The organism is Acinetobacter sp. IRS14 (assembly GCF_034650275.1).
Taxonomy (GTDB): domain Bacteria; phylum Pseudomonadota; class Gammaproteobacteria; order Pseudomonadales; family Moraxellaceae; genus Acinetobacter; species Acinetobacter oleivorans.
Window position 1 is genome coordinate 27,665 of sequence record NZ_JAOVFN010000021.1, and the last position, 24,561, is coordinate 52,225.

Annotated in this window: 32 protein-coding genes and 1 tRNA gene; 17 read left to right on the top strand and 16 right to left on the bottom strand. The window is 39.0% G+C overall.

Translation table 11 applies throughout. From position 1 onward, the window contains the following. Positions 1–159: 159 nt before the first annotated feature. Positions 160–543: a GNAT family N-acetyltransferase gene (locus tag ODQ17_RS15700; protein WP_004789887.1), complete on the bottom strand. Its 384-nt coding sequence runs from the start codon at positions 541–543 to the stop codon at positions 160–162. Between the two features lie 102 nt (positions 544–645). On the opposite strand from ODQ17_RS15700, the gene hisB reads away from it, so the two are divergent. The 5 genes from hisB (at position 646) to hisA (ending at position 4,108) form a co-directional block, all read left to right on the top strand. After that, complete coding sequence (gene hisB, locus ODQ17_RS15705) at positions 646–1,239, top strand: imidazoleglycerol-phosphate dehydratase HisB (protein ID WP_002116767.1); 594 nt, start codon at positions 646–648, stop codon at positions 1,237–1,239. Beyond that, positions 1,239–1,856, top strand: coding sequence for an imidazole glycerol phosphate synthase subunit HisH (gene hisH / locus ODQ17_RS15710; RefSeq protein WP_322904916.1), 618 nt, complete (start codon positions 1,239–1,241; stop codon positions 1,854–1,856). Before hisB ends, hisH begins: the two co-directional genes overlap by 1 nt. 149 nt (positions 1,857–2,005) lie before the next feature. Then, on the top strand, positions 2,006–2,554 hold the full coding sequence (locus ODQ17_RS15715; protein WP_322904918.1) for a DUF805 domain-containing protein: 549 nt from the start codon (positions 2,006–2,008) through the stop codon (positions 2,552–2,554). A gap of 86 nt (positions 2,555–2,640) precedes the next feature. Further along, complete coding sequence (locus ODQ17_RS15720; protein ID WP_322904920.1) at positions 2,641–3,282, top strand: 3'-5' exonuclease; 642 nt, start codon at positions 2,641–2,643, stop codon at positions 3,280–3,282. A 94-nt stretch (positions 3,283–3,376) separates the two neighbouring features. Then, on the top strand, positions 3,377–4,108 hold the full coding sequence (gene hisA / locus ODQ17_RS15725; protein WP_032049901.1) for a 1-(5-phosphoribosyl)-5-[(5-phosphoribosylamino)methylideneamino]imidazole-4-carboxamide isomerase: 732 nt from the start codon (positions 3,377–3,379) through the stop codon (positions 4,106–4,108). Positions 4,109–4,178: 70 nt separating this feature from the next. Here hisA and ODQ17_RS15730 read toward each other — a convergent pair whose 3' ends face one another. Next, positions 4,179–4,730 (bottom strand): helix-turn-helix domain-containing protein, encoded by a 552-nt coding sequence (locus tag ODQ17_RS15730; RefSeq protein ID WP_005300869.1) that lies wholly within the window; start codon positions 4,728–4,730, stop codon positions 4,179–4,181. A 98-nt stretch (positions 4,731–4,828) separates the two neighbouring features. On the opposite strand from ODQ17_RS15730, the gene ODQ17_RS15735 reads away from it, so the two are divergent. Next, positions 4,829–5,731: a DMT family transporter gene (locus ODQ17_RS15735; protein ID WP_322904922.1), complete on the top strand. Its 903-nt coding sequence runs from the start codon at positions 4,829–4,831 to the stop codon at positions 5,729–5,731. A gap of 32 nt (positions 5,732–5,763) precedes the next feature. Here the strand turns inward: ODQ17_RS15735 and ODQ17_RS15740 are convergent, their stop codons facing one another. Genes ODQ17_RS15740 through ODQ17_RS15755 form a run of 4 tightly spaced genes read right to left on the bottom strand, consistent with a single transcriptional unit; the run spans position 5,764 to position 8,094 of the window. Continuing rightward, positions 5,764–6,069, bottom strand: coding sequence for an antibiotic biosynthesis monooxygenase family protein (locus ODQ17_RS15740; protein ID WP_252060987.1), 306 nt, complete (start codon positions 6,067–6,069; stop codon positions 5,764–5,766). A gap of 3 nt (positions 6,070–6,072) precedes the next feature. Next, the gene (locus ODQ17_RS15745; protein ID WP_005300857.1) at positions 6,073–6,465 is read right to left on the bottom strand and encodes a DUF4870 family protein; all 393 of its coding nucleotides are present in this window, start codon (positions 6,463–6,465) and stop codon (positions 6,073–6,075) included. Positions 6,466–6,501: 36 nt separating this feature from the next. Then, a complete protein-coding gene (locus tag ODQ17_RS15750; RefSeq protein WP_322904924.1) occupies positions 6,502–7,131 on the bottom strand; it encodes a DUF1294 domain-containing protein in 630 nt (209 codons plus the stop codon). A 12-nt stretch (positions 7,132–7,143) separates the two neighbouring features. After that, complete coding sequence (locus ODQ17_RS15755) at positions 7,144–8,094, bottom strand: homoserine kinase (protein ID WP_049837474.1); 951 nt, start codon at positions 8,092–8,094, stop codon at positions 7,144–7,146. 112 nt (positions 8,095–8,206) lie between these two features. On the opposite strand from ODQ17_RS15755, the gene hisF reads away from it, so the two are divergent. Beyond that, a complete protein-coding gene (hisF, locus tag ODQ17_RS15760; protein WP_004789907.1) occupies positions 8,207–8,965 on the top strand; it encodes an imidazole glycerol phosphate synthase subunit HisF in 759 nt (252 codons plus the stop codon). Between the two features lie 41 nt (positions 8,966–9,006). Here the strand turns inward: hisF and ODQ17_RS15765 are convergent, their stop codons facing one another. After that, positions 9,007–9,645, bottom strand: coding sequence for a hypothetical protein (locus ODQ17_RS15765; RefSeq protein WP_322904927.1), 639 nt, complete (start codon positions 9,643–9,645; stop codon positions 9,007–9,009). 109 nt (positions 9,646–9,754) lie between these two features. On the opposite strand from ODQ17_RS15765, the gene ODQ17_RS15770 reads away from it, so the two are divergent. Beyond that, positions 9,755–10,759: an AraC family transcriptional regulator gene (locus ODQ17_RS15770; RefSeq protein ID WP_322904929.1), complete on the top strand. Its 1,005-nt coding sequence runs from the start codon at positions 9,755–9,757 to the stop codon at positions 10,757–10,759. 132 nt (positions 10,760–10,891) lie between these two features. Continuing rightward, the gene (gene aqpZ / locus ODQ17_RS15775) at positions 10,892–11,581 is read left to right on the top strand and encodes an aquaporin Z (protein ID WP_322904930.1); all 690 of its coding nucleotides are present in this window, start codon (positions 10,892–10,894) and stop codon (positions 11,579–11,581) included. A gap of 221 nt (positions 11,582–11,802) precedes the next feature. On the opposite strand, the gene ODQ17_RS15780 is transcribed toward aqpZ, so the two are convergent. The 3 genes from ODQ17_RS15780 to ODQ17_RS15790 form a co-directional block, all read right to left on the bottom strand. Further along, positions 11,803–12,045 carry a hypothetical protein gene (locus tag ODQ17_RS15780; protein ID WP_262448420.1) on the bottom strand — a complete coding sequence of 81 codons (243 nt, stop codon included), beginning with the start codon at positions 12,043–12,045 and terminating at the stop codon, positions 11,803–11,805. A gap of 45 nt (positions 12,046–12,090) precedes the next feature. Next, the gene (locus ODQ17_RS15785) at positions 12,091–12,690 is read right to left on the bottom strand and encodes a LysE family translocator (RefSeq protein ID WP_322904931.1); all 600 of its coding nucleotides are present in this window, start codon (positions 12,688–12,690) and stop codon (positions 12,091–12,093) included. Positions 12,691–12,787: 97 nt separating this feature from the next. Continuing rightward, positions 12,788–13,867 carry a DNA/RNA non-specific endonuclease gene (locus tag ODQ17_RS15790; protein ID WP_267531284.1) on the bottom strand — a complete coding sequence of 360 codons (1,080 nt, stop codon included), beginning with the start codon at positions 13,865–13,867 and terminating at the stop codon, positions 12,788–12,790. Between the two features lie 255 nt (positions 13,868–14,122). Here ODQ17_RS15790 and ODQ17_RS15795 point away from each other — a divergent pair, with 255 nt between their 5' ends. Beyond that, positions 14,123–14,563 (top strand): hypothetical protein, encoded by a 441-nt coding sequence (locus tag ODQ17_RS15795; protein ID WP_322904932.1) that lies wholly within the window; start codon positions 14,123–14,125, stop codon positions 14,561–14,563. Positions 14,564–14,619: 56 nt separating this feature from the next. On the opposite strand, the gene ODQ17_RS15800 is transcribed toward ODQ17_RS15795, so the two are convergent. Next, on the bottom strand, positions 14,620–16,497 hold the full coding sequence (locus ODQ17_RS15800; protein WP_322904933.1) for a potassium transporter Kup: 1,878 nt from the start codon (positions 16,495–16,497) through the stop codon (positions 14,620–14,622). A gap of 118 nt (positions 16,498–16,615) precedes the next feature. Between ODQ17_RS15800 and ODQ17_RS15805 the strand changes: the two genes are divergently transcribed. The 4 genes from ODQ17_RS15805 (at position 16,616) to ODQ17_RS15820 (ending at position 19,354) form a co-directional block, all read left to right on the top strand. Then, a tRNA-Ser gene (locus ODQ17_RS15805) sits at positions 16,616–16,705 on the top strand. Positions 16,706–16,841: 136 nt separating this feature from the next. Then, entirely contained in the window at positions 16,842–17,654 is an 813-nt protein-coding gene (locus ODQ17_RS15810) for a helix-turn-helix transcriptional regulator (RefSeq protein WP_322904934.1), read from the top strand. Positions 17,655–17,742: 88 nt separating this feature from the next. After that, positions 17,743–18,405, top strand: coding sequence for an isoprenoid biosynthesis glyoxalase ElbB (elbB, locus tag ODQ17_RS15815; protein ID WP_322904935.1), 663 nt, complete (start codon positions 17,743–17,745; stop codon positions 18,403–18,405). A gap of 643 nt (positions 18,406–19,048) precedes the next feature. Next, positions 19,049–19,354: a cupin domain-containing protein gene (locus tag ODQ17_RS15820; RefSeq protein ID WP_322904936.1), complete on the top strand. Its 306-nt coding sequence runs from the start codon at positions 19,049–19,051 to the stop codon at positions 19,352–19,354. 261 nt (positions 19,355–19,615) lie between these two features. Here ODQ17_RS15820 and ODQ17_RS15825 read toward each other — a convergent pair whose 3' ends face one another. Beyond that, entirely contained in the window at positions 19,616–19,957 is a 342-nt protein-coding gene (locus ODQ17_RS15825; RefSeq protein ID WP_262445784.1) for a DHCW motif cupin fold protein, read from the bottom strand. 150 nt (positions 19,958–20,107) lie between these two features. After that, complete coding sequence (locus tag ODQ17_RS15830; protein WP_322904937.1) at positions 20,108–20,665, bottom strand: NAD(P)H-dependent oxidoreductase; 558 nt, start codon at positions 20,663–20,665, stop codon at positions 20,108–20,110. Positions 20,666–20,781: 116 nt separating this feature from the next. Here ODQ17_RS15830 and ODQ17_RS15835 point away from each other — a divergent pair, with 116 nt between their 5' ends. After that, positions 20,782–21,117, top strand: coding sequence for a winged helix-turn-helix transcriptional regulator (locus ODQ17_RS15835; protein WP_005066976.1), 336 nt, complete (start codon positions 20,782–20,784; stop codon positions 21,115–21,117). 27 nt (positions 21,118–21,144) lie between these two features. Further along, positions 21,145–21,363 (top strand): DUF6500 family protein, encoded by a 219-nt coding sequence (locus ODQ17_RS15840; RefSeq protein WP_322904938.1) that lies wholly within the window; start codon positions 21,145–21,147, stop codon positions 21,361–21,363. Between the two features lie 61 nt (positions 21,364–21,424). On the opposite strand, the gene ODQ17_RS15845 is transcribed toward ODQ17_RS15840, so the two are convergent. Genes ODQ17_RS15845 through ODQ17_RS15855 form a run of 3 tightly spaced genes read right to left on the bottom strand, consistent with a single transcriptional unit; the run spans position 21,425 to position 23,800 of the window. Further along, positions 21,425–22,306, bottom strand: a complete 882-nt coding sequence (locus ODQ17_RS15845) for a hypothetical protein (protein ID WP_322904939.1) — start codon at positions 22,304–22,306, stop codon at positions 21,425–21,427. Beyond that, positions 22,290–23,441, bottom strand: a complete 1,152-nt coding sequence (locus tag ODQ17_RS15850; protein ID WP_322904940.1) for a DUF2515 family protein — start codon at positions 23,439–23,441, stop codon at positions 22,290–22,292. The genes ODQ17_RS15845 and ODQ17_RS15850 overlap by 17 nt, the downstream gene beginning before the upstream one ends. Next, positions 23,438–23,800, bottom strand: coding sequence for a hypothetical protein (locus tag ODQ17_RS15855; protein WP_322904941.1), 363 nt, complete (start codon positions 23,798–23,800; stop codon positions 23,438–23,440). The genes ODQ17_RS15850 and ODQ17_RS15855 overlap by 4 nt, the downstream gene beginning before the upstream one ends. 80 nt (positions 23,801–23,880) lie before the next feature. On the opposite strand from ODQ17_RS15855, the gene ODQ17_RS15860 reads away from it, so the two are divergent. Further along, a complete protein-coding gene (locus ODQ17_RS15860; RefSeq protein ID WP_322904942.1) occupies positions 23,881–24,555 on the top strand; it encodes a hypothetical protein in 675 nt (224 codons plus the stop codon). The last annotated feature ends 6 nt before the right edge of the window (positions 24,556–24,561 follow it).

Genomic DNA, 24,561 nt, shown 5'->3' on the forward strand with positions numbered 1-24,561 from the left:
ACTGGGGACACACGGATTTTCAATCCGTTGCTCTACCTACTGAGCTATCACGCCGAAGTGGGCGTATTAAACAATGTTTATATGACCACGTCAAGCAACTTCCGTATTTTTTGTAACAAGTGATTATTTTTAAATCACCAACACATACGGACTAGGCTGTTAATGATGTAATTTACCAATATGAGCCAAACAACGATGAATTGCGCCGCAGCCCGGCTCAAAAATTTTAACGCCTTTTGACTCTTCTATACGACAAGCTTCTTCAACCAAGCGCTCAGCTACCCCACGACCACGGTTAGCAGGGTGAACAACAATATATTCAAGGACCTTGCTTTCACCTTGTCCTGAAGACCAGATTGCACCTATAATTTTGGTGTTAAATTCAGCAGTGTATAGCGTGGTATACTGTTGTAAATCTTGTTCAAGTTGTTCAATCGCATCGTGCCCGTCACCAAACTCCGGACTTGTATCATACAAACGCTCAAGCTGATCGCGAATCTCTGAATTATCTAGAGAACTATAAGCATGTACGGTAATAGGCATTGATTAACCCTCCTGAGCAAACTATGATGCTGTCACGAATTCGTCACAGCGAAATTGTCGTTAACATCCAATCATTTTTGACGTTTTTTGAGGAACGTGTCCATGACGCAACGTATCAGTGAAGTGGTTAGAAATACCAATGAAACCAAAATTCGAGTTCGATTAAATCTCGACGGTACTGGTCAAGGCACACTAAACACTGGAGTTCCATTTTTAGACCATATGATTGATCAAATCAAGCGACATGGCTTATTTGATATCGATATTCATTGTGACGGAGACCTCGAGATTGATGATCACCACACCGTAGAAGACTGTGGAATCACGCTTGGACAAGCTTTTGCACAAGCTTTAGGCGATAAAAAAGGTTTAAAACGCTACGGTCATTTTTATGCACCATTAGACGAAGCTTTATCTCGCGTTGTTGTAGATTTATCTGGTCGCCCGGGCTTATTCATGGATATTCCATTTACCCGTGCACGCATCGGTACCTTTGATGTCGATTTATTTTCTGAGTTTTTCCAAGGTTTTGTAAACCATGCGCTTATGACCTTACACATTGATAATTTGAAAGGTAAAAATAGCCACCATCAAATTGAAAGTGTGTTCAAAGCGCTAGCTCGTGCTTTACGTATGGCATGTGAAGTTGATCCACGTGCAGAAAACACGATTGCATCGACAAAAGGTAGCCTCTAATGACACGTATCGCGTTACTTGATTATGGCATGGGCAATCTACACTCAGCAGCTAAAGCACTTGAGCATGTGGGTGCTACAGTCGATGTGACCAATGATCCAAAATTAATTGCACAAGCTGATAAAATTGTTTTTCCGGGCGTTGGTGCAATGCGTGACTGTATGCAAGGCATGCGTGAAGCAGGTATTGATGAAGTCGTACGTAAAGCTGCTTTTAATAAGCCAGTCCTTGCGATTTGTGTAGGCATGCAAGCATTACTACAAAGCTCTGAAGAAAATGGCGGTGTAGACGCACTCGGTATTTTTGATGGTGTAGTAAAGCACTTCCCTCAAATGGAAGGTTTAAAAGTACCACACATGGGCTGGAACCAAGTTCACCAACTAGACCCAAGCCATCCAATGTGGAACAACATCGAACAAGATGCCCGCTTCTACTTTGTACATAGTTACTATGTCGAACCAAAAGATGAAAGTGTTGTGGCTGCGACTTGTGAGTATGGTGTGAACTTCTGCACAGCCATTCACAAAGATAATTTATTCGCGACTCAATTCCACCCAGAGAAAAGTCATACTGCTGGTTTGCAGTTACTTAAAAACTTTGTGGAATGGAATATTTAATCTGATTTAAACTGAGAAAGATCAGGTTTAGATGGCCTGATCTTTTTTTTATTTACAATAATAACTAATCATTTATAGAATGATGTTTTATTCAACAAAATATTGAATATTTATACTTTTAAATAAAACCAAATGATCAGGAAAACAAAATGAATTCACCTTTCGAAAATCAGCCACTTCAACAAGATTCACCCTTTAAAGCTAGTGGTCGTTTTGGACGACTCTCTTATGCTGCTTGGACATTCTTATTTTCACTCGTCATCGGCATCGTTGTTGTTGCCATCGCATTCACTTTTGGATTTACATCTAGTCAGGAACTAACAGGCCTTTCTACAGCAGGCATGATTGTTATCGCCATACTTTATATTGTCTGCCTCTATGTAAGCTTTGTATTTACAATTCGTCGCTTACATGACCGCAATAATACAGGATGGCTATCATTGCTAATGCTTATTCCTGTCGTAAACCTCATTTTCATGATTTATCTCTTTGCGGCAAAAGGTACAGAAGGCAATAATGATTACGGTCCACAACGCCCTACCCCTGGTTGGGAACGCGTTTTAGGCTGGATTTATATTATTCTGATTCCGCTTGCTTTTGTTTTTGCTATTGTTGCCACAATCATGGCTCCGACCTATGAAGGTTATGTTGAAAAAAGCGAAAGCGTTGTCATTGGTACCCCTTCTCAGTCTCAATAATTTTTAAAGACATTCATAAAGCCTAGTTCTCTAGGCTTTATTCATATATAAAGCTAATAGCTCAATTCTTTTGTACGCTGTTAAATATGTCCGAAGCCTCTCCCCTCCCTGATAAAGCCTCTATTCAGCAGCTCCCTCCTTTTGAAAATCTTAACTATCAAAATATTGTCGTGATTGAAAATATTGAGCAATGCAAAACTATTAAAGAAGAATTAAAAAACGCTGTCATTTTGGGATTTGATTCTGAATCTAAACCGACTTTTCGGGTAGGTGAAGTCTCGACAGGTCCACATTTGATTCAGCTTGCCACAGCAAAAAAAGCCTATTTATTTCATGTAAATTCATCAACTTTAAAATTTTTACAGCCCATTTTATCTAACCAAAAGCAAATTAAAGTCGGCTTTGGTCTTAAAAATGATAAACACATTTTTCATAAAAAAGGCATTGAGCTGGAAAGTTGTGTCGATCTAGCCAAAGGTTTTAGTCACTTTGGTTTTACCCAGCAAATGGGGGTACAAAAAGCAATTGCTCTGCTATTTGGGCAATATCTTGCAAAGTCGAAAAAAGTTGGAACTTCAAATTGGGCACGGAAGCCACTTACATCACAACAAATAAGCTACGCTGCCGCCGATGCGTATGCTGCATTATTGGTATTTGAAGAGCTCAGAAAGCAAGAACTATTACCAGCTCACATTTCACAAACGATTCAAACGGCACTTCAAGCGTAAAGTTATAAAAGTCTTTTCTAAGGCTTAGCGATTGATCAATACTTTGCTAAGATGTGCACAATTTCATAATCATGATGAAGCAAGGAGCGGAAGCATGCTAATCATTCCAGCAATTGACCTGAAAGATGGTAAATGTGTGCGTTTAAAACAAGGGCGTATGGAAGACGATACCGTTTTCTCTGACGATCCAGTTGCAACTGCCCAGCATTGGGTAAATGAAGGCGCACGTCGTTTGCATTTGGTTGATTTGAATGGCGCTTTCGCAGGTACCCCAATTCATAAGCCTGTTGTTGAAGCAATTGCTAAAGCTCAGCCAGAATTACCAATTCAAATTGGTGGTGGTATTCGCTCACTAGAGACTATCGAACACTACTTAGAAGCTGGCGTGACTTTTGTCATTATTGGTACTAAAGCAGTTCAAGAACCTGAATTTGTAGAAGAAGCTTGTAAACGCTTTGCTGGCCACATCATTGTTGGTATTGATGCCATGAATGGTATGGTTGCAACTGACGGCTGGGCAAACGTTACTGACGTTAAAGCAACTGATTTAGCAAAACGTTTTGCAGATGCAGGCGTGTCTAGCATTGTTTATACAGACATTGCGCGTGACGGCATGATGCAAGGTGTAAACGTTGAGCAGACTGTAAACTTGGCTGAATACTCAGGCTTACCAGTGATTGCTTCAGGTGGCGTAACTAACCTTGATGACGTTCGCAACTTAAAAGGCAAACCGGGCATTTTAGGTGCAATCACAGGTCGTGCAATTTATGAAGGTACTTTAAACCTTCGTGAAGCTCAGCTTTTGTTAGATGAAAACCGTCTTTAATTTTTAAGATGTAAAAAAAAGAGCCTGTTTAGGCTCTTTTTTTTTACTGATATGACAAATACATTCCTAATCAATACACCACATTACGAATAAATTTAAGCACTTGGTTGCCACTATTGATATAGGTATAAGTCACTGAACTGGCATATATAAATGAAGAACCAGCAACGATGGTTTTTGAGCTATCCGCAAATTGTATGGTCAACTCACCTTCTAATACATAAATAAGCTCTTGCCATCCTTCCGGGTCTGCTTCGGCAACATAAGACTCCCCTACTGCTAACGACCATGTCCAAAGCTCAACTTGCGAACGCGATGGAACTGAAGCCAAAAAAGTCGCTCTGCTTTCTTCTTTTTCACCTTGCCAAGCCAGTGCATTGACCAAAGCTTGTTCTTTGTGCTCAGGTGCACTCACAATCGTTCTAAAATCGACGCCCAACACTGCCGCAATTGCATCGAGTTTAGCTAAGCTAATGTTGACCTGCCCTGTTTCCAAAGCTGCGATTGTCCGTCTGCTGACCCCTGCCTGATCGGCCAAATCCTGTTGGCTTAAATCTCGTTCATCTCTTAAGGAACGGATATTTGTGCCGACATGCTGTAAAACGGTACTGGACTGGCTCATAAATTAATGCAGCAAATAAAATATGAGCAATATATTGCACAAAATAGAAGAATAGCGCAATATGTGCAGTATATTGCACAATTCTTTCTATTTTGAATATGTCACCAATTTCTTTGAGTTCAAGCAAAGCCCCACAATTAGCACTCGTTTTGATTACGATCATTTGGGGTGGAACATTCCTGACTGTGCAATATGCACTGAATTTTTCATCGCCTATGTTTTTTGTGGGCTGCCGCTTTGCTGTCGCGGCGTTTACCTTGCTGCTTATTTCTTTCAAGAGTATGAAAGGCGTTACTTTAAAAGATCTAGGTGCTGGCAGCACGATTGGTCTTGTAATTGCAGCAGGTTATGGTACACAGACGATAGGTCTTCAAACCATTCCAAGTAGTGAGTCGGCTTTTTTAACAGCGCTTTATGTTCCGCTTGTACCTATTTTAATGTGGCTCATCTTTAGAAAAGTTCCACACATCATGACTTGGGTGGGAGCAGTCCTTGCTTTTGCTGGCCTTATTTTATTGACAGGTAATGGTTTTGAACAAATCTCTTTAAATTTTGGACAGCTTGTCACAGTACTCGGATCACTTGCGATTGCTTTAGAGATTATTTTTATCAGTTACTTTGCTGGAAAGGTAAATTTACGTCGTGTCACCGTCATTCAACTCGGTGTAGCCTCTCTGGTTTCTTTTGCCATTATGCCTGCGGTGGGTGAACATACAATTCCTGCATTTTCATGGCCACTTGTACTCCTTGCTGTTGCATTAGGTTTAGCCAGTGCACTTATTCAATTTGTGATGAACTGGGCTCAACGTATGGTTGATCCTTCCCGTGCTGCAATTATCTATGCAGGAGAACCTGTTTGGGCAGGAATTATTGGTCGAATTGCGGGTGAGCGTTTACCAGTTATTGCTCTTTTGGGTGGTGCTTTAGTGGTATTAGGTGTTTTAGTGAGTGAGTTAAAACTTAAGTTGCCCATTAAAAAAACTAAAAGAATTCGAGAATAAAAAAGAGAGCTTAATGCTCTCTTTTTTATCTATTATTTTTTCTTCAATGAAATACAAGGCTGGTAGTACTCAACCGTAGGCATTGGATCATAAAAGGGATGGAGCAATGCCTTCCATTCCTGATAAGCATCAGACTTTCTAAACCCTTCTGTATGATTTTCAATCTCATCCCAGGAAATCATTAAAATATAATGATGTGGGTCAGTTGCATGCCTAATGAGCTGGACAGCATTAAAGCCTTCCATTGGATAAACAATATGTTTAGCTTGCTCGAAAGTTTCAAGAAATGCTTCACTTTGCCCAGACTTTATACTCAAATGCACATGTTCAATAATCATGATTTATTGATACATCGGACGGTTATCATTTAAAGCAATCAAGCCGCGAATTGCACGATATACAATCCAGATCCATGCAGCACCAATTACACCCACACAGAATACGGTCGATGAGATTGCAACTCCTGCAAACAGGTCAGTATTTTCACCTGTAAAGAACAAGAAAATAAACGGCAGAAAAGCAATAATATTCCAAGCCAGATACCACCAGAATGTTCGGATTTGCCAAGTAAAGTGGCTCGCAAAAATTGACCCTTGCACATCAGAACGTTTTACATAGTTAATAATTAAAGCAATAACCGCAAGTAAGCCGCCTGTAAAAATGGCAACAATATAAAGTACATATAAAATAAGTGTTAAAGTACGATTTGGATCTTGGTCGATAGAACTATTCATTTTTATACCTCTCAAGTTTAATAAAACGATTTACTTTTATGCGCCCCGCAACACATTTAAGGGAGAAATTAGCCACAAAATCAAAAGTAAATGAAGGAATATGGTACAAAAATAAATCTTACGGAATGGTTGTTTTTGTGTTTTATGTCTCAGTTTTTGTTGTGCCCACCATGCAGCAGGCCAGCCTCCTAAAAAGCTGACAATGTGCAATGTTTGCTCAGGCACACGGCGATTACCCAATTGTGCAGCTTCTTTATCTTGTGAATAAAGCCAGTAACTCAGCACATTCATCATTAAGACAAACAATAAGGTATAGGCTGGTAAAATATGAATAAAACTCATAATTCCCATTAAAACGAAATAAAACACGATCCCCATTTGCATTGCAGACCATGGACTGGCTTGAAAAGAAGATTGTGTTTTTACTGGTTTTGGTGTTTTACGAGTTTGAGATGCTTTTAAATAAGTGACCTGCTGGGCACGAAAGCGCCCCTGCTCATCGAGAATAATCAGATATTCCAGTGCACAGCCAATAATTGGCCGAGGACCGGGGCGTGCAAAATCTTTAATATGCAAAAAGACTCGCTCTTTTTCAGCATCATCTGGCTGAATAAAGCCGTAACCTTTTTCGTCGAACCATTCGACTAATCGCCCCTGATCTCGCATCTTTATTCCCTTTTATGCTTTTACATGACTTAAACGGTCTTGCATCATTGCTCGCATTTCCTGCGGGTCTTTTTGCAAAATGTCATCGCCGGTACGTCCTTCTTCTTTATTTTTTTGAGCAACTTGCAAGCGCATTGACCAAAAACGGCATGCTGCCATTGCCAAGAATACATCTAAACACTCAAGTTCATCTGAAGTAAGTACACGAACTTTTTGGTATGCCGCTAAGTAAGCCGCCACTTTGTCTGAGTTTAAATGTGCTGCTGGATATTCGGTACAAAAATCATTGATGGTAATCGCAATATCAAATAGCAATTCATCTTGATTTAATTCGTAAAAATCTAAAATACCTTGTAATTGCTCACCTTCAAACAAAGTATTGTCACGGAACAAATCTGAGTGAATAAAACCTGTTGGTCGGTTTGAATACTGCGCTGTTTTAGTATTAAAAGCTTGATAGACCTGCTCAAGTAACGTTTGGTCTTCTTGAGTCATATTTGGTTTAAGCTGTTCTGCAACACCTGTCCAGTATTGATGATCACGTCGATATTCACGTTCAAGTGGAAAATCTTGTAAAGCCACATGTAACTTCGCCTGAGCGTCTGCAATTGCGGCAACTTGCGCTACTGTCGTTTGCATGGGATGGTCACCCATGAGACGTGGAGCAATCTGTGCAGGCTTGTCTGCAATCACATGAACCGCTTGTCCGCTATGTTTTAACGGCACTGCAACGGGTACATCATGAGTCCCCAATTGTTCAAGAACAGGAATGAGTTCACCTGCCCCTTGTGCATCTAACTCTTCAAACACGGTAAGTACATATTGTTTGCGGTTTACATCCACCAGAAAATAATTGGTGTTTTGAATACCTCCCTGAATTGGGTTCAGCTCCAACACCTCTAATCCATAAGGTGCAGCAAAGGTGCGAACTTCATCTAAACTCAACGGGGTATAAACCGACATGGAAAACCTGCAAAAAACATCTGTGAAGTTTGATAGAATACCTCTTCCCTCCATGAAGGTGTAGCGCCTGTGTAGGAACTTTCACCAACGGCGATTATTTTTGGAAAAAGCTATGCTTGCTAAACGTATTATTCCTTGCCTAGACGTTGATAACGGACGCGTAGTTAAAGGCGTTCAATTCCTCGATATTCGTGATGCTGGCGACCCTGTTGAAGTGGCACGTCGCTATAACGAACAAGGTGCAGACGAAATTACTTTCTTAGACATTACCGCTACACATCATGGACGCGATACCACTTACCGTACTGTTGAACGTATGGCCGAGACTGTATTTGTGCCATTAACTGTCGGTGGTGGTGTACGTAAGGTTGAAGATATTCGTGCGTTATTAAATGCAGGTGCAGACAAAGTGAGTATTAACTCAGCTGCCGTGTTTAACCCAGAATTTGTTCAAGAGGCTTCACAGCACTTTGGCGCACAATGTATTGTCGTTGCAATTGATGCCAAAAAAACTGGCGACAACAAATGGGAAATCTTTACTCACGGTGGTCGTAAACCAACGGGCATTGATGCGATTGAGTGGGCTGTACAAATGGCTGACTACGGTGCGGGTGAGTTACTCATTACCAGTATGGACGCCGATGGTACGAAAGCAGGCTACGACATTGCTTTAATGCGTGCCATTAATGATCGCGTTACCATTCCAACCATTGCTTCGGGTGGTGTGGGCAACTTACAACATCTTGCAGACGGTATTTTACAAGGTGGTGCTGATGCAGTATTGGCAGCAAGTATTTTCCACTTTGGCCAATATACGATTCCAGAAGCTAAACAATATTTAGCTGAACAAGGTATCGAAATGCGCTTGTAAGCTTATTAATATTTAAAGGGGCGATATGCCCCTTTATTTTTTTATGCAGCACCATCGACCGAATTTATGTCGCTAACGAGTTGAGGTTTTTCTTTTTTCTCGACCCATTTTGCAGGAAAGATTTTCTCTACTGCTTGAGACAGCGGTCTAGCAAGCGTAGTAGGTAACCGTATACCCAAAGGATTTTGTTCTTTTAAATCTGCCGAAGACACTACACGTGTTCCCATCACATAATCAAACCAAGGTTTAGTCACACACCAATTGGCGTCTTGATTAGAGTTCATATGATGGTCGTAATGCCACGGAATTTTACGCTTTGCCCAGTCAGGCTCTAAATGCGCACGGCGATGAATATAATAATAATTACCAGCACTGTACCAAGCTGCGAGAGCCATGCCTTTTGAAAATGGATAGAAAATTGCGCTTGAAACAGTTGCCACCACAGCAAGTGAAATTAACTCATTTTTAGTGCGCCAGTTGCCAATCCCCTCAACATAGCAATCATCATGAAATTGCTGTTTACGAACTTCACGATGGTGTGCCCAATGTGATTCCATACTCTTTGGTACTGGGCTATAGCGCGGTTTTCCAGCACGGTGTACACCATGCAAAATATATTTGTGTGCCACCCATTCAAACGCATTTGCAACCGCAATTCCGGCAATAAACCCTTTTAACATCACCTAACTCCTTTTTCTTTTTATTCAGCATATAAAATTCGTTATGCTAGGTATTGACCAGAATTTATGGTTTCATTGACAAATCACGACAAGAAAGAGGTGGTTAAGGATGCCACAACTAAAAAATTATACAGGCTCAGTATATGGAGGACTGGGACATCTATTAAAAGCTTATTGCGAGGCCAATCAGTTAGCTATTCCAGAACAATTAGAACAAATTCAAAATCTGGAACGCTTTGACTACGTCGTTTGGCGTGACCTATTAGAAGTGATTTATAAACTGGATCCTAAGCCGGGTTTAGGGCTAGAAATTGCCAAATATGTACAACCCAAACATTTAGGCATTATTGCCTACCTTGCTCTTTCTTGCGATAACTTAGGTGAAGCCTTAATTCGTTACCATGACTTTCACCGTCTGATTTATGACGGGAGCCCATTAGTGGTTGAGCTACAAGGGAGATATGGTTCTATTCGCTGGGAAGCGACTGAGCTACACCCTACCCAGCTGACCGATGAAATCGCGATTGCACTGGTGATTCAGTTCTTACGTCTTTTTATGTCTCATGAAGATGTGCATTTACATGAAGTACATTTCTTAAATGCTGCCCCTAAAAATATCAGGGTTTATGAACAATACTTCCAATGTCCCGTTCGTTTTAGCCAGCCGCGTACAGAGTTGCTCATTCCAATTACGGAAATTCATAAGCCGCTTAGCAGCGCCGACCACACCCTACAGCAGCTATTGGTTCAGCAAGCACAAGCGCTGTTAGAACAATTACCAAATTCGACCCAACTTGATCAGCGTTTACAGCATTCAATTTTGACTGGACTACAAAAAAATCAATATCAAATTGAATATATTGCTGCTCAATTAGGCCTGTCTGTACGGCAACTCCAAAGACATTTACAGCAACAAAACACCACCTTTCAGGAACGCGTTCAGCAAGTACGGTTTATGCTCGCAACCGAGTATTTAAAAGATCCACATTTAAGCTTACAAGAGATTGCTCTTTTGCTTTGTTATTCAGAACAAAGTGCTTTTCAAAGAGCTTTTAAGCATTGGACCAAGCAAACACCACAGCAATGGAGGGATCATTTTTTAGACAAAGAATAACCAACCAAAACTTACAAATCTTTTCTTGATTAAAACAACACTGAAAACAAAAATTTCATATAGTCACATGCTTCAAATTTATGTGACGTAATTCACATTAATTAAAATAGATTAAATAAATGAGTAATCAGAATGAATAAATATTTTGCTGAATTTCTAGGTACGTTTTGGCTAGTCTTTGGTGGTTGTGGTAGCGCAGTATTAGCCGCAGCTTTCCCTGAACTTGGTATTGGCTTTGCAGGTGTAGCCCTTGCCTTTGGCTTAACCGTACTGACAGGCGCCTATGCTCTAGGGCATATCTCAGGTGGACATTTTAATCCCGCGGTAAGTGTTGGCCTTTGGGTCGGCGGCCGCTTCGATGTTAAAGATTTAATTCCCTATATTGTTGCTCAAGTGGTCGGTGCGACTGCTGCTGCATTTGTTCTCTACATTATTGTTCAAGGCCAAGCGGGCTTTAGCGGTGTTGGTGGTTTTGCTTCAAATGGTTTCGGTGATTTATCACCAAACAAGTTTGGCTTAGGTTCAGCTTTCATTATTGAAGTCGTTCTTACAGCTTTCTTCTTAATCATTATTTTAGGTGCAACTGACCGCCGCGCACCTGCTGGCTTCGCTCCTATTGCGATTGGTTTAGGCTTAACGCTTATTCACTTAATCAGTATTCCAGTAACCAACACTTCGGTGAACCCTGCACGTAGTACAGGTGTTGCATTCTTTGCTGAAACTGCTGCTTTAAGTCAGTTGTGGTTGTTCTGGGTAGCGCCGATTTTAGGGGCTGTGATTGGGGCGATTATTTATAAGGTAGTTGCTGGGGAGAAGGATTAATTCTTTATATATAGCCTTAATCTGCTATCGCGGTGGGTGACATGGATGTCACCTGTTGAGCAGGGGTACACGGAAGTACCCTCTGATCAACAAAAGACTTTTGCTTACTTTTGGTCTTTCAAAAGTAAGAAATGTCTATACAAACTCAATAAGACCTAACGTGGTACTAAAGACTGTATGGCAGTACGACTATATTAAGCATCACAGATAGAATGCATAAATTATAAAAACGGATTATTAATTTCTTGTTCAGCTGGTCGTTCAATTTTCTCAGGCAATTCTTCTTTTTCCAAAGCCGCAACAACATCATTTAAAAAGCTCTGTAAAACCTTGGCTTGTTCTAATCCGACTTTGTCTTTGGTAATTTGCAAGTTGCCATAAATGCTGACGCAATCGACATCATTTTCTAATGTTAAATCTTCAATTGATGAAGACTCTGTACCCTTTTCAAATGGCTTAAACATAGGTCTTGTCTCGTTGTTATATCTTCACAGTGTAATACGACCAATTTAAAAAAAATCGATCAAAATTAAAAGAGCCGATAAAATTAAGAATGCTCCCATTAGGATATTAAAATATTTCAAACGGTTGCCCTGATTGAGAACCATTGAAAATTTATCACCACAGAACCCCCAAAAGAACAAACACACATAGCAAGTAAAGAAATAAATAACGATAAAGATCGGCAACGACTGCGGATTTTCAATGCTTGTAAACATGGTAATGCCCGACACACAAGCCAACCATGCTTTGGGGTTGAGCCACTGTAGCAAAAAACCATCTTTAAAATTAGGAATGATCATCTGTTCTAGGAGAGCATTTGAAATAGAAATATTGGCAGCAGAAAAAATAATTTTTATGCCGATATAACAGACAAATAGCGTTCCACAAATCGCAAGAATCTTTAATACAACAGGAAACTGAGTTAATAAACTCTGAAGACCAAATGCCATAAAAATTAAAAGCAAGGTAAAACCAATGGTTGCGCCTGAAATGTAAGGAAGCGACCGTTTTAAACCATGATTTAAACTGGTCGATAAAATGACAGTGTTCACTGGACCGGGGGTAATAGACATTGCAAATGAAAAAAGAAACATCGAGGCAAACATTGTTATTGTCCTTATTAAAATAGAATCCATAGACAGATCTGTCTATGGATTCTATTTTAAACATTTACGGTTTTGCAATAACAATCAAAAAAGCTACTTATTTCATTATTTGCAAGAAATAGTTCACCAATGCTTCAACTAGTTGCTTCACAATCGCTTGGCGTGTTTCTTCGTCAATTGTTGGAACTTTTGCTTCCATTGCTTCTGATGAACCACTTTTTTGCTTTTTAAACTGGTCTTGTAGCGCTTTAATTTGATCGGCGTTTAAGTCCTGCTCACATTGGCTCTCGCCATCCCAATGTAAATAGTCCAACTTCTGATTTGGCTTAACTTGACTCGCTGTTAAAGGTAGACGATAAACATTACGCTTTTGTTGCTCAGTTAACTGAGGGAACAGGTTAACGCCTAAGCGTTCTTCAAGGTAGCAAACACTTACCACTTTCACTTGTAGAGAGTTATTGTTTGGTGCGTAGTAGGCCCCAATAGCGCCAGTTTTTGGCATATAGACCGCTTTATAAACTGCGGTAGGAACAATCACACCCTTCCCAATCGTTTTAAGACGTTTACCCTCAAAAACAGGGCCTGTAACCACATAAACATCTTGTTTTTGCTTAGTCGCGATAGCACGCGTAGCTTCTTCAAGTTTACGCCAAACCTCCTGATTATTTTTAGGTGCTTGCGGCACCATATTACTTAACGAGAAGCTATCAGACTGTGAGCTTTTATTTGGCATATCACCATTCGGTGCCATATGACCACGGTCATAGCCTGAACCACGATAATCACTTAATAATGCTCGATGCTTTTGATCAATACGGGTTTCTTCATGGAAGTTGTCTTCACGCTTAATTTTGACACTCAAACGTTCTGCATTTAAATGCTCAGCCGACCATAACGGCGTTTTAGAAATACCTGAATACAAGACATTAAAGCCATTAAAACACAGCGGATAACTGTCTTTTTTTAAGCTATCTTTATTTAAAGCAGGGGGAACTTCTCGATAGAACTGATTAAGGCAAGTCGAGTTAGTACTTAAAGGTGAAAACCACTGCGAAATCTTTTCACTACCAAATGCAATCGCAAAACTTCCCGCAGCAATACAAGCAAGAATAATCTTGCCAAAATGCTCACTTAGAGAGAATGAGTTTGTACCTTTACTACGTTTTTTACTTGCCATGTTTCTATCAATACCACTGTCCACACGCAGCTTAACAATCCTGCTTTTTTAAGTATATCTCTTATCTTTCAAATGGTTAAAACATGGTCATCTTTTTTGTAACTCCAATTCCCCTTACGTAACAATCTGTTGGAATTATGAGATGCTTTGGCTATTGAATTACGCCAATTGCGTATCTTTCGTTGAAAAACACTGATTGCTTATGACATGGTTAGCTCCACAAATTTGGATAAAAATATAATCGGAGTCCACTTAATGATCCATTCAAAGATTATTGGTATTGGCGTAATCACGGGATTATGTAGTATGGCCGCTTTGGCTGAGCCAGCAGTCCAGCCAGGAGATACTTTAGAAAGTTTGTCTAAAGTGAAAGTTACGACAACGGTAAATGGCCAACCTGGTTCTATTAGCGATTTAGTCAATAGCGGACAAGTACAGCAAGTTTCTGCTGCACCGACAAATGCAGCGCCTACAGGTGCTCCTATTCCGGCAGATGTTCCACCTGCACCTCCAGCAGGCGGTGAATTAGCTCCTCCAGCTGCACCAACTGATGCAGTACCACCTGCACCAAACCAAGCGCCTCCAGCGCCACAAGATCCGAACACTCCACCGCCTCTGGCAGATCCAACTCAGTCGGCAGACCCGATGGCAAAAGATGGTGGTTTACCAGCAGATGCACCTATGCAAGCTCAGTAATCAGAGCCATAAAAAAACCAAGACATCTGTCTTGGTTTTTTTATTACATCAATTTTTTAGATTTCGATTTGACTACCTAACTCAACTACACGGTTAGTTGGAATTTGGTAGAAGTCACTCACCGGACTGGTATTACGCTGCATAGAGATAAACAGTTTCTCTCTCCATGGAGACATGCCATCGCCCACCGAATGAACAATACGATCGCGCGAAATAAAGAAGCTGATGTGCATCAAGTCATATTCAAGACCTAACTGCTCATAAGCTTGCATAAGTGCTTTTGGTACATTCATTTCATCTTTAAAGCCGTAGAAGATTTTAATACGGAAGAAATGCTCAGCTAGGGTTTCTGTTGAAATACGTTCTTCTGGTGCAACAAATGGTACGTCTTCAATGACTACCGTTACCAAGATATTGCGCTGATGCAGCACTTTATTATGCTTGATGTTATGCAGCATGGCATGCGGCACAACGTTTGGCGTACCCGTCATAAAGACAGCATCACCTGGTACCCAGTGCACGCTATTACCAATACTTTTCACAAACAAATCTAGCGATAAAGTATCGTGTTCAAGCTTGGCAAAAGTAAGCTCACGACCACGTTTCCATGTCATTAAGATCGTCACTGCAATCGCACCAATTAATAATGGTACCCAACCGCCCGACAAGATTTTAAGTGAAGTTGCTGCGACTAAAACCGACTCTAAAATAAAGAATGGAATAATCAGGAGTAGCACTTTTGGCATGCTCCATTTCCAAGCCGAATAGATGAATACAGCAACCAGAATCGTGTCACACAGCATAGTCAAAGTTACAGCCAGACCATACGCACTTGCCAAGTTTGAGCTGGTTTTGAAAATCAAAATTAAGATAATAATTGCGATTAAAAGTAACCAGTTTAAGAAAGGAACATAGATCTGACCCTCTTCAGACTCAGAGGTATGTTTAATGCTTAAACGTGGTAAATAACCCAATTGAATCGCTTGGCGAGCAAGTGAAAATACTCCAGAAATTACGGCTTGAGAAGCAATCACGGTTGCCATGGTCGCCATAATAATCATTGGGTAAAGTGCCCACTGTGGAACCAATAAATAGAATGGGTTTTGAATCGCCGCTGGATCTCTTAATAGTAATGCACCCTGTCCTGCGTAGTTTAAAACCAAGCACGGCAACACCACAAAGAACCATGCTAGACGAATTGGAACTGGTCCAAAATGTCCCATATCGGCATACAGTGCTTCACCACCAGTGACTGTTAAAACGACAGCACCCATAACAAAAAAGGTCATTACGGGGTGGTGATAGATAAACTGAATCGCCCAATGCGGACTAAACATGCCCAACACCACAGGAGTCTGAATGACGCTGTGAAGACCTAATAATCCTAACGATAAGAACCACACCATTGTGATCGGGCCAAAAAACTTACCGACAAAGGCCGTACCGTGTTTCTGTACCAAAAATAACGAGATGATAATGGTGATCGCAATTGGCATGATGAACGGGTCAAACACATCGGTTGCAATAGACAAGCCTTCGACTGCCGAAAGTACCGAAATCGCAGGGGTAATAATGCCGTCACCAAAAAATAGCGATGCACCAATAAAGCCAATCGCAATCATGTAGATTTTTTTGTTGTCGGCAATTTTGGCTTTACGCAAGTTCAATGCGAGTAAGGCCATGATTCCGCCTTCGCCATTGTTATCTGCACGCATGACAATAGCGACATACTTGATGCTGATGATCAGCATTAAGCACCAAAAAATAATGGATAAAATTCCTAATACGTTTTCAGGCTGAATTCCCAACCCATGCGCTGCATGGAAGGACTCTTTTAAGGCGTAGAGTGGACTTGTTCCAATATCTCCAAAGACCACCCCAAGAGCTGCCAAAGCCGTGGCAGGCAAGGTTGCTTTTTTGGCCGTATTTTGCATTGTGTAATTAAACCAATATGATTTTTATCGCAATCTTATCACCTCTATTATTTTTTTTCTGTAATGCTCATCTTAAATCTTGGCAGGACTCGTTTTTTTAGTTACTATCGCACGCCTTGGTGAGGTGTCCGAGTGGCTTAAGGAGCACGCCTGGAAAGTGTGTATACGTTTGCGCGTATCGAGGGTTCGAATCCCTCTCTCACCGCCAGAATTGAAATTTAAAGAGGCTTAAACCTAATGGGTTTAAGCTTTTTTATTAGCCAAATATTAAAAAACCGCCTCGAAAAGACCGATAATTTTCTGATCTTATTTAAGCCATAAATTAAATTAAACATTTCAACTCAATGAAAAATCTCACTTCTTTATCTAAAAAAGCAATTAACTTAGATAACAATTTAAATTTACCTTTTTCAATTTATTCAGCCTATAAAGAACAAAAAATTAGAAATGTTCCAATTACGAAACCATTACTCATCGCTATTTTAAGTGGTGTTAAAGAGTTAGGGAGAACTGAAAATATTGTATGTGAAGCCGGTTCTTTTATATTTCTATCAAATAGCGCCAGCATTGATATGCGCAACATTCCAAATCAAGAAGAATATTTTGCGCTCCTCATCGAATTCGATTTTGATGACTTTAAAGACCTCCCAAATCCGTCAGGAACTTCTAAAAAATTTGTACAAGGCCAACTCAACGCCTTACTGGAAAATGCACTTTCTCAATTTATAGATTTTTCTCTCATTGCGCCGCCTTCTGTTTTTAAATTTAGAAGAAAAGAACTTTTAGAACTTATTTATCATTCTGGTTACACCGACATCTCTAGCTTGAATATGACTACAAGTTTGAGTGAAAAAGTTCAGGTATTAATTTCTGATCACTTATCTACAGAACTCACAGCTGAATTTATCGCATCCCAACTTTTTATGAGCTCATCGACACTAAGAAGAAAACTAAAAAGTGAGGGAAATAGCATTCAAGATATTCGTAATAGAGTAAGGCTGGAGCATGGCTTACACTTAATTCAAACCACCAACACTAGTATTGGCAATATTGCTTTTGAATGTGGCTACCAATCACAATCAAGATTTACAGAGCAGTTTAAAAATTTATTTGGTATTACTCCACGCGAGCTACGCAAAACCAAAATGCTTACTTAAGGCGAAACTATGGCAAATCTGCGTATAAAAAATTTTCAGAAGAAAACTTAATATCTTTTGTACATCAAAAAGGTACTTAAGAAAGCAGATGAAAAAAGTAGCAGTCATTTTATCGGGTTGTGGTTATTTGGATGGTTCTGAAATTAGAGAATCTGTTTTAACCCTATTAGCTTTAGATACAGCCAATATTGAATATCAAATGTTTGCGCCCGACGAGCCTTTGTTTCATGTCATCGACCATGTAAGTGGCGAAATAAACATGACTGAGCGGAGAAATATTTTACAAGAAGCAGGACGAATTGCCCGAGGTGAAATTTCCTCAATCGATCAACTTGATGAAAATGAATTTGATGGTCTTCTTCTTCCGGGTGGATTCGGAGTCGCAAAAAATTTATCAACTTTTGCCTTTAAAGGAGCAGAAGCAAGAGTACATTCTACAGTTGCCTCAATTTTAAAAGCGTTTCATCAAAGTAAGAAACCGATCGGAGCAATATGCATATCCCCTGCGCTCTTAGCGCTTACGTTTGGAGATTTACACCCAAATATCACTTTGGGGTCTGACGTTAAAACTGCTAAGGAAATTGAAAAAACGGGTTCAATTCACCATGTTTGTCAAACCTCAAGCTGCGTGGTTGATAAACAAAATTTATTTGTTACCACCCCAGCCTATATGGATGACCAAGCTGGCTTAAAGGATGTCTTTTTAGGAATTACAAGTTTAGTTACTGCCATGACAACTTTGACAAATTAAGATATTTGATTAGGGATAGAAATTGCTATCCCTTTATTTGGTTGCGTTCTTTAATAGATCCTAGGCAATACCTACTAGTGATGGGCCTTTACAGTGACAGAGAAAACTAACTGAACACTTTCCCCCCTTCAATTCTAAAGACTATTGGTCTTTGTTTTATTAATGTTAAGGATGATAAGGTTACATTTTACGATATGGGTAACTACTACGAGATCTGGCAGAAAGATCGTAATTCGGGGCGCCCACTAACAGTAGAAGGCGATATCTTACGATTCGTATCTGGAGCCACGCCTGCGAAGTGGAATATCCAGGATGGAACTTGGGACTAATGTAATCTGAACATCTGATACAACTCACACTCTTAATATGTATTAGCTCAGATTTGACCGGACACAGCTATGGCACAGATCTAAACCTAATCTGACAGGCAGCTCCGTGCCATAAGCGGACGCAATTACCCTCATCGGCTCTGCGGTAATTATGATTCTGGAAGAACAGAATGCATCCTCTGCCACGTCAGAATTAATCGCGTATTGATAAAATAGATAGCTTTTTTTCGAAATGTTTTTCCATATTTGTTATATGGCGAAAGGGAATTTATATGTCATAAATGCACTACAGGAATATTAAAGGAAATGATCTTATGTCACTTTATGACCTTAGGATCGAAGCGCAGGCGTTACCGCAGGCTTGGCACTCTCAAGTATTAGGCCACATAGGGGACACAAATCTCAAAGTTCTGCGAATGGATGAACGCTCAATAATTGAAGAGGTACATGAGTATGACGAGGGGTTACTGGTCATTGACGGATGTCTGGAACTGCGTGTTGGAGGTAAAAAAATTTCTGTAACCTCTGGTCAGCTTTATGTAGCCAAAGCCGGAGTTCCTCATACCGTGGAAATTGGCAGCTTTGGCACACTGGTAATCATCGACTTACCAGAAACATAAACTGTTTTTTGCCCTCAGAAGCGCATACCATGAATCAATTCAAAGTGTAGTTAGCAGGGGGAGAATGACTATATTTTGCTCAAAGCAGACTATTAGATTCGATTGTGTGCTGCCAGTGAAAACCGTCAGATCAAGTCTGAGCTAATACACTTAATACGACCCGGTGACATTAGTCTCACCGGGTTTTACTAGATAATTGAGCCCCTATCACAATATATTTAAGCCTTTATCCCTTTATTTGATTGCGTTCTTTGTATAAATCTAATCAACGATAAGTAACTTCGCACCATGAAGGCTAAAAGACTGGTGTGGCTCTGAATTGTCTCCGACTTGATAACTCATCCCTGAAGTTAAAGTAAATGTTCTTCCGTCTTTCAATCTACTTTCTAGCTCGCCTTCTAGGCAAAATAATATGTGCCCTTTTTCACACCAATGGTCTGCTAAGTAATTTGCTGAGTACTCAACAAGTCTCACTCTAATTTTATTTGTTTCTTCACCAAAAAATTGAGTTTTCCAATAAGCTTTTCCTGTTTCACCGCTATATTCAGTGACTTCAATTTCTTCCCAGTTTGTAATTTGAAATGGAAAAGGCGCGATATTCATAATTTTTTCCAAAGACGTATTATTGTATTTTTCAACTTATAGACAAATTCAATTTTTGCAAACTATTTATTCATAAATCATAAATATATCAAAACTATTTTTCACTTTGAAAGGCCCAAACCTCACATTCAGGCCTTCCTACCTTAAAACTTACTTAGACAACGCTAATAACTTCTGAACGTACTCGATCGCATTATTCTCTATGTCTTGGTGAGTCGGAACATCGTCATCTTCCGAAGGGTTTGTGTCTAAACCATAAAATGCATGAAGTGGTTGATAATCCGCCCCCACATATAAAGCCGTTAGCTTAAATGGAGTAAATATCTGCTCTAAAGAAAGCTTATATTCACCCTGCTCTGAATAAACGTTTTCTTTAACACCAGCAGATACAGCCAGCATAAACTTTTTATTTTTAAGCTTGTCACCTGTTGAACCATACGCCCAACCATAAGTCACAACTTCATCAATCCATTGTTTCAAAAGCGGTGGACAGTTAAACCAATACACTGGAAATTGAAATACTAAATTTTCGTGTTCTTCGACCAGTGCTTGCTCTTTAGCAACATCAATCACCCCATCGGGGTAGGCTTGATAAATTTGATGAACTGTAAATTGATCTGGATGTTTTTCTAGTTCCTCTACCCATCTTTTATTTACAACAGATTGGTCTATGTGAGGATGCGTAACGATGACTAATGTCTTTTTCATTATGAAAACACTCTTATCGAAAAGTTGATAAATCGATTATAGAAGTGTGCTTTCCTAAATATAAGTACGGTAATTTGTGTTATATACTATACTAAAAGATAGTGTAGATTTTAAAAATGACTGAATGCGTTCCATCACATACGCCATTAGAAGAGACAGGTTTCGGCTACACCCTTTCTTTGATTAATGGCAAATATAAAATGATTATTATGTATTGGCTGTATGAAAAAAATGTCATGCGTTTTAATGAGATGCAACGCTGCATTGGCAATATTTCATTTAGAACACTCAGCAATACACTTAAAGAATTAGAAAGAGACGAGCTTATTATTCGCAAGGAATACCCTCAAATTCCACCTAAAGTTGAGTACCGTCTTTCAGAAAGAGGACAGTCTTTGATTCCTTTATTAGATATGATGTGCGATTGGGGCGAACGTAATAAGTCGTCTTAGTTTTATAGACTTGAAGTGATACTAAATATGAGAAATGAATTAAGAGAAATTTTTGTTAAGGGATGCGACGATAAAATTGAAAAGAAGGGAGACAATGTTGGTCTATCTTTTTATGCTTTTTTTAAAAATAAGAATGATAACCCTGAGTTACTGATGGAAGCAGCCCATTGGTGGATTATGTTGCATAAGCTAGATCACTTTGAGAAAGCGGTTAAGATTAAGCAATTGGTTTTGAGTGAGCAGTAATTAGAGTTATTCGAAAAGGCTTAAATTTAAGCCTTTTCATTATTTTAAACTTAGAAATTAATTATTTAATATATGGCCAAACATCAGGATCTGTATATTCTTCATCGATATGATAGCCTTCAGCCTTAGCTTTTCTCTCTTCCTTTTCCCGATATTTTTTATTTTCAACTAATCTCTTTTTAAACGCTTGCTCCAACTCACTAGGTGTCATTTTATCAGAGTCAGAAATTGAGTCTCTTTCATTGTAACGAACACTCTGAAAGCTAAATCTAAGCATATATTGCTCTTCATTACGCTCATTCTTAGCTGTTCTTTTTAAACTGATATCTAAAATAACTCCATTAGCATATAGACGATAACCCAATGACTTTGTAGGAATATTATTTATTATATTTTTCCATTCTTCAAAACTAAAAATATAGCTTGGGTCAATGACATCACGACTTTTAGATAGATGTTTAATATTATCTTCTTTAGCAATCCGCGGAGCATCTGTGAAGAAATAGTTTTTCCAACCAGCCTGATTAATACGTTTCATTAAAGCCACATAGCTTTGATAAGCCTGCTCTGGAGTAGCAAACTCTTCTTTTGTGAGACCGGCATCAATATCTAAAACTTGAATACCTTCATTCTTATCATATTGAGTACCTAATACAGAAAAAACATGCTCGATTAGTAAACTATTTGGACCATTCTCTATGGTTAATTTTCCTAAGTTAGGAGGCGAAAATTGAAGTTCTCTAAAGCTAACGCCAGCTGGATGATTATCGACATTTCCATCACTATACTTTGAAAAATCTTGAATACCTTTTTCACCCATATGCAAAGTGTAGGCCTGCTGATTCATAGTCAAATTCTCATTATGTTCTGATGTTGGCTGACAAGCGGAAAGTAATAATCCAAAAATCAAAATTAGGAAATATTGTCTAAATTTTGCCATCATTACTATCTTTCCCTACTTTAAACTCTGCTTTGCTATCTCCCCATCCTGAAATAACCCCTAATTCTTTTTCTAAAAAGTCTCGTCCTTTATCGCTTTGCATTAATCGATGATATTTAGAAGCCGCAACTTTAATCCATTTTATACGGCTATCATAAACTTCAACCTGAGTACCCTCTAATGGTTCGCTATAAACCGTTTCAGGTAGTTGGGATAGAACACCTGCATGACGTCCTTTATACTGTCCTTGTTTATTAGGTTTAACTGCATCGACACCATAATCACTAGTTAAAACAAGAGTACTATCTGGTAAACCAGTAAATCGTTGTAAAGAAGCCTGTTTCTGGACTTTCCACTCCTTCCACACAAGCTCCTGTAAAATATTAAATTGTTCTTGAACTGCAATCGCCATCAAATGGTCAAAAAGATTTTTAGCGGCCGTTTTAAAATTATCGTTTCGAGTTTTCCCTGCTCGCTTAAAAGTACTTTCAATATCAGGTAAATACCCAAAACCCTCTTCTATCTGGTCAGTCCATCCTAATTGTTTAATAACTGATAAGGAGTTAGACCACGGCAAATTCTCAACTTCTTTTTTAATATGTTTAAAACCAGATACTTTTCGGGCTTTCATACAACTTTTAAAGGAGGCTGATGAAGCACTCCATGCATAATGCCATGGTGCGATATCCATAAATAACCATAAGTTGCCCTTAGCAAAAGAATGTACGGGATCTCGAATCATAGAGCTAATAACAGGGGCTGTTAAAACACCGCCTACGGCACCAGAAATCACAGGTGCCCACTTATATCCCCACGTAGTTAAACCATGTTTAAAAATAGCAGCTACCGTTTTAGACGCAAATGCCCCAAGTCCCATCCAATAGTAACGACCTCTAAATAGTTTAGTTCCTGAAATTTCTTGTTCTAAATAAATTCTGGCATAGACTGAAGCAATACGCCTTGCTCTAGCCTCATACCCAGGTTCAAGTTTGTAATGATTCGCACTTTTAAGGTTAGAAACTCTTTTTATAGCTTCTTGCTGATAAATTTCCCAGAAAGTTAAACAATCACATTGAACAGCTTTACAGCTATTTTCCGAAGTATTGGTATTACTGTCCCAATCAAGACTTCCACTCATTTAGCATCACCATCATTGTCAGCAGAATCAGCCTCGAAACTTATCCAATTTAAATCCAACTTTAAATTTTGTTCCTTAGAAGAATGAATACGTTTAGATCGCCCCTTGTCATCTGCTTGAGAGATGTACTCATTTCCATCGGTAGAAATTTTATAATCTACTTTTTTCATGGGTTCACCAGAAGGTAATAACATTTGGAACTTCTCGTTATATGCTTCATAAGCGGGTAATCCTTGAATATTTACTCCGACTTCTGCCCCACCTTTAAATAGGTGTTGTCCAGCTTTTACCTCAAACTTTGCTGGAGTAATTAATGTAATACCATTTTTATTAATAATGATCTGAGAACCGCCAGCCATATACAAAACCTTATCTGGTAAAAATTTATTTGTCTTCCTAAAATAGATTCCATGAAAATTAACTTAACTCTCTTAATATTATGACCTTTATTCTTGCTATTCAACTTGAGGATAGTATTGCTATTGCAGCAGATACTCGTAGTGCTGTGCCTCATCAGGATAATGGCTCATATTTATATCAAGATGGTATTCAAAAGCTCTTTCCGTGGGAAAACGGTATTATTACAGGAACTGGTGAATTAAACCTTATCCAAAATGTTATGCATTCTTTTAATAAATTTACGAAAGATAACATTCATGAACTACCAAATTTATTGAAGACATCTAAGCTAATACGTGAACAAGAAATCACACATTCTCAGTTAGAAATCACAAAATTACTATATTCAACTTATAGTGAAAGTGGAGCACAACTTTACTCGATTCAACCCAAAAATCTAGAAGAATATGAAGTAATTAGATGTGAGGAAAATGAAATTTTACTATGGACATTTAATCCAGATATTCGACCTATTATTAATGCACTAACAGATTTATATTCCAAATTAAAACCATTAAATGTATTTAATAATACGACTGACTGTATCTATTACTATTTAAACCAAATATCTCCTATTTTTCATAAACAAGCGCAACATGATTCTATGATGAGTAAAGAATTTAACTTCTTTTTTCAAACTAAAGATGAATATTTTTTTGGAGAATATTTCAATAATTACTCTAGTACACAGAGTAATAAAATAAATAAACTTTAAAAAGCC

Excerpts from the sequence above, each read along its gene's own strand:
- ODQ17_RS15820 (WP_322904936.1), top strand. The coding sequence starts at position 19,049 with ATGTCACTTTATGACCTTAGGATCGAAGCGCAGGCGTTACCGCAGGCT.
- elbB (WP_322904935.1), top strand. The coding sequence starts at position 17,743 with ATGAAAAAAGTAGCAGTCATTTTATCGGGTTGTGGTTATTTGGATGGT.
- ODQ17_RS15855 (WP_322904941.1), bottom strand. The coding sequence starts at position 23,800 with ATGGCTGGCGGTTCTCAGATCATTATTAATAAAAATGGTATTACATTA.
- ODQ17_RS15720 (WP_322904920.1), top strand. The coding sequence starts at position 2,641 with ATGTCCGAAGCCTCTCCCCTCCCTGATAAAGCCTCTATTCAGCAGCTC.
- ODQ17_RS15850 (WP_322904940.1), bottom strand. The coding sequence starts at position 23,441 with ATGAGTGGAAGTCTTGATTGGGACAGTAATACCAATACTTCGGAAAAT.
- ODQ17_RS15810 (WP_322904934.1), top strand. The coding sequence starts at position 16,842 with ATGAAAAATCTCACTTCTTTATCTAAAAAAGCAATTAACTTAGATAAC.
- ODQ17_RS15745 (WP_005300857.1), bottom strand. The coding sequence starts at position 6,465 with ATGAATAGTTCTATCGACCAAGATCCAAATCGTACTTTAACACTTATT.
- ODQ17_RS15845 (WP_322904939.1), bottom strand. The coding sequence starts at position 22,306 with ATGATGGCAAAATTTAGACAATATTTCCTAATTTTGATTTTTGGATTA.
- ODQ17_RS15730 (WP_005300869.1), bottom strand. The coding sequence starts at position 4,730 with ATGAGCCAGTCCAGTACCGTTTTACAGCATGTCGGCACAAATATCCGT.
- ODQ17_RS15860 (WP_322904942.1), top strand. The coding sequence starts at position 23,881 with ATGACCTTTATTCTTGCTATTCAACTTGAGGATAGTATTGCTATTGCA.
- ODQ17_RS15755 (WP_049837474.1), bottom strand. The coding sequence starts at position 8,094 with ATGTCGGTTTATACCCCGTTGAGTTTAGATGAAGTTCGCACCTTTGCT.
- ODQ17_RS15800 (WP_322904933.1), bottom strand. The coding sequence starts at position 16,497 with ATGCAAAATACGGCCAAAAAAGCAACCTTGCCTGCCACGGCTTTGGCA.
- hisB (WP_002116767.1), top strand. The coding sequence starts at position 646 with ATGACGCAACGTATCAGTGAAGTGGTTAGAAATACCAATGAAACCAAA.
- aqpZ (WP_322904930.1), top strand. The coding sequence starts at position 10,892 with ATGAATAAATATTTTGCTGAATTTCTAGGTACGTTTTGGCTAGTCTTT.
- ODQ17_RS15795 (WP_322904932.1), top strand. The coding sequence starts at position 14,123 with ATGATCCATTCAAAGATTATTGGTATTGGCGTAATCACGGGATTATGT.
- ODQ17_RS15750 (WP_322904924.1), bottom strand. The coding sequence starts at position 7,131 with ATGCGAGATCAGGGGCGATTAGTCGAATGGTTCGACGAAAAAGGTTAC.
- ODQ17_RS15715 (WP_322904918.1), top strand. The coding sequence starts at position 2,006 with ATGAATTCACCTTTCGAAAATCAGCCACTTCAACAAGATTCACCCTTT.
- hisF (WP_004789907.1), top strand. The coding sequence starts at position 8,207 with ATGCTTGCTAAACGTATTATTCCTTGCCTAGACGTTGATAACGGACGC.
- hisA (WP_032049901.1), top strand. The coding sequence starts at position 3,377 with ATGCTAATCATTCCAGCAATTGACCTGAAAGATGGTAAATGTGTGCGT.
- ODQ17_RS15835 (WP_005066976.1), top strand. The coding sequence starts at position 20,782 with ATGACTGAATGCGTTCCATCACATACGCCATTAGAAGAGACAGGTTTC.
- ODQ17_RS15770 (WP_322904929.1), top strand. The coding sequence starts at position 9,755 with ATGCCACAACTAAAAAATTATACAGGCTCAGTATATGGAGGACTGGGA.
- ODQ17_RS15830 (WP_322904937.1), bottom strand. The coding sequence starts at position 20,665 with ATGAAAAAGACATTAGTCATCGTTACGCATCCTCACATAGACCAATCT.
- ODQ17_RS15785 (WP_322904931.1), bottom strand. The coding sequence starts at position 12,690 with ATGTTTGCCTCGATGTTTCTTTTTTCATTTGCAATGTCTATTACCCCC.
- ODQ17_RS15765 (WP_322904927.1), bottom strand. The coding sequence starts at position 9,645 with ATGTTAAAAGGGTTTATTGCCGGAATTGCGGTTGCAAATGCGTTTGAA.
- ODQ17_RS15840 (WP_322904938.1), top strand. The coding sequence starts at position 21,145 with ATGAGAAATGAATTAAGAGAAATTTTTGTTAAGGGATGCGACGATAAA.
- hisH (WP_322904916.1), top strand. The coding sequence starts at position 1,239 with ATGACACGTATCGCGTTACTTGATTATGGCATGGGCAATCTACACTCA.
- ODQ17_RS15735 (WP_322904922.1), top strand. The coding sequence starts at position 4,829 with ATGTCACCAATTTCTTTGAGTTCAAGCAAAGCCCCACAATTAGCACTC.
- ODQ17_RS15790 (WP_267531284.1), bottom strand. The coding sequence starts at position 13,867 with ATGGCAAGTAAAAAACGTAGTAAAGGTACAAACTCATTCTCTCTAAGT.
- ODQ17_RS15740 (WP_252060987.1), bottom strand. The coding sequence starts at position 6,069 with ATGATTATTGAACATGTGCATTTGAGTATAAAGTCTGGGCAAAGTGAA.
- ODQ17_RS15780 (WP_262448420.1), bottom strand. The coding sequence starts at position 12,045 with ATGTTTAAGCCATTTGAAAAGGGTACAGAGTCTTCATCAATTGAAGAT.
- ODQ17_RS15825 (WP_262445784.1), bottom strand. The coding sequence starts at position 19,957 with ATGAATATCGCGCCTTTTCCATTTCAAATTACAAACTGGGAAGAAATT.
- ODQ17_RS15700 (WP_004789887.1), bottom strand. The coding sequence starts at position 543 with ATGCCTATTACCGTACATGCTTATAGTTCTCTAGATAATTCAGAGATT.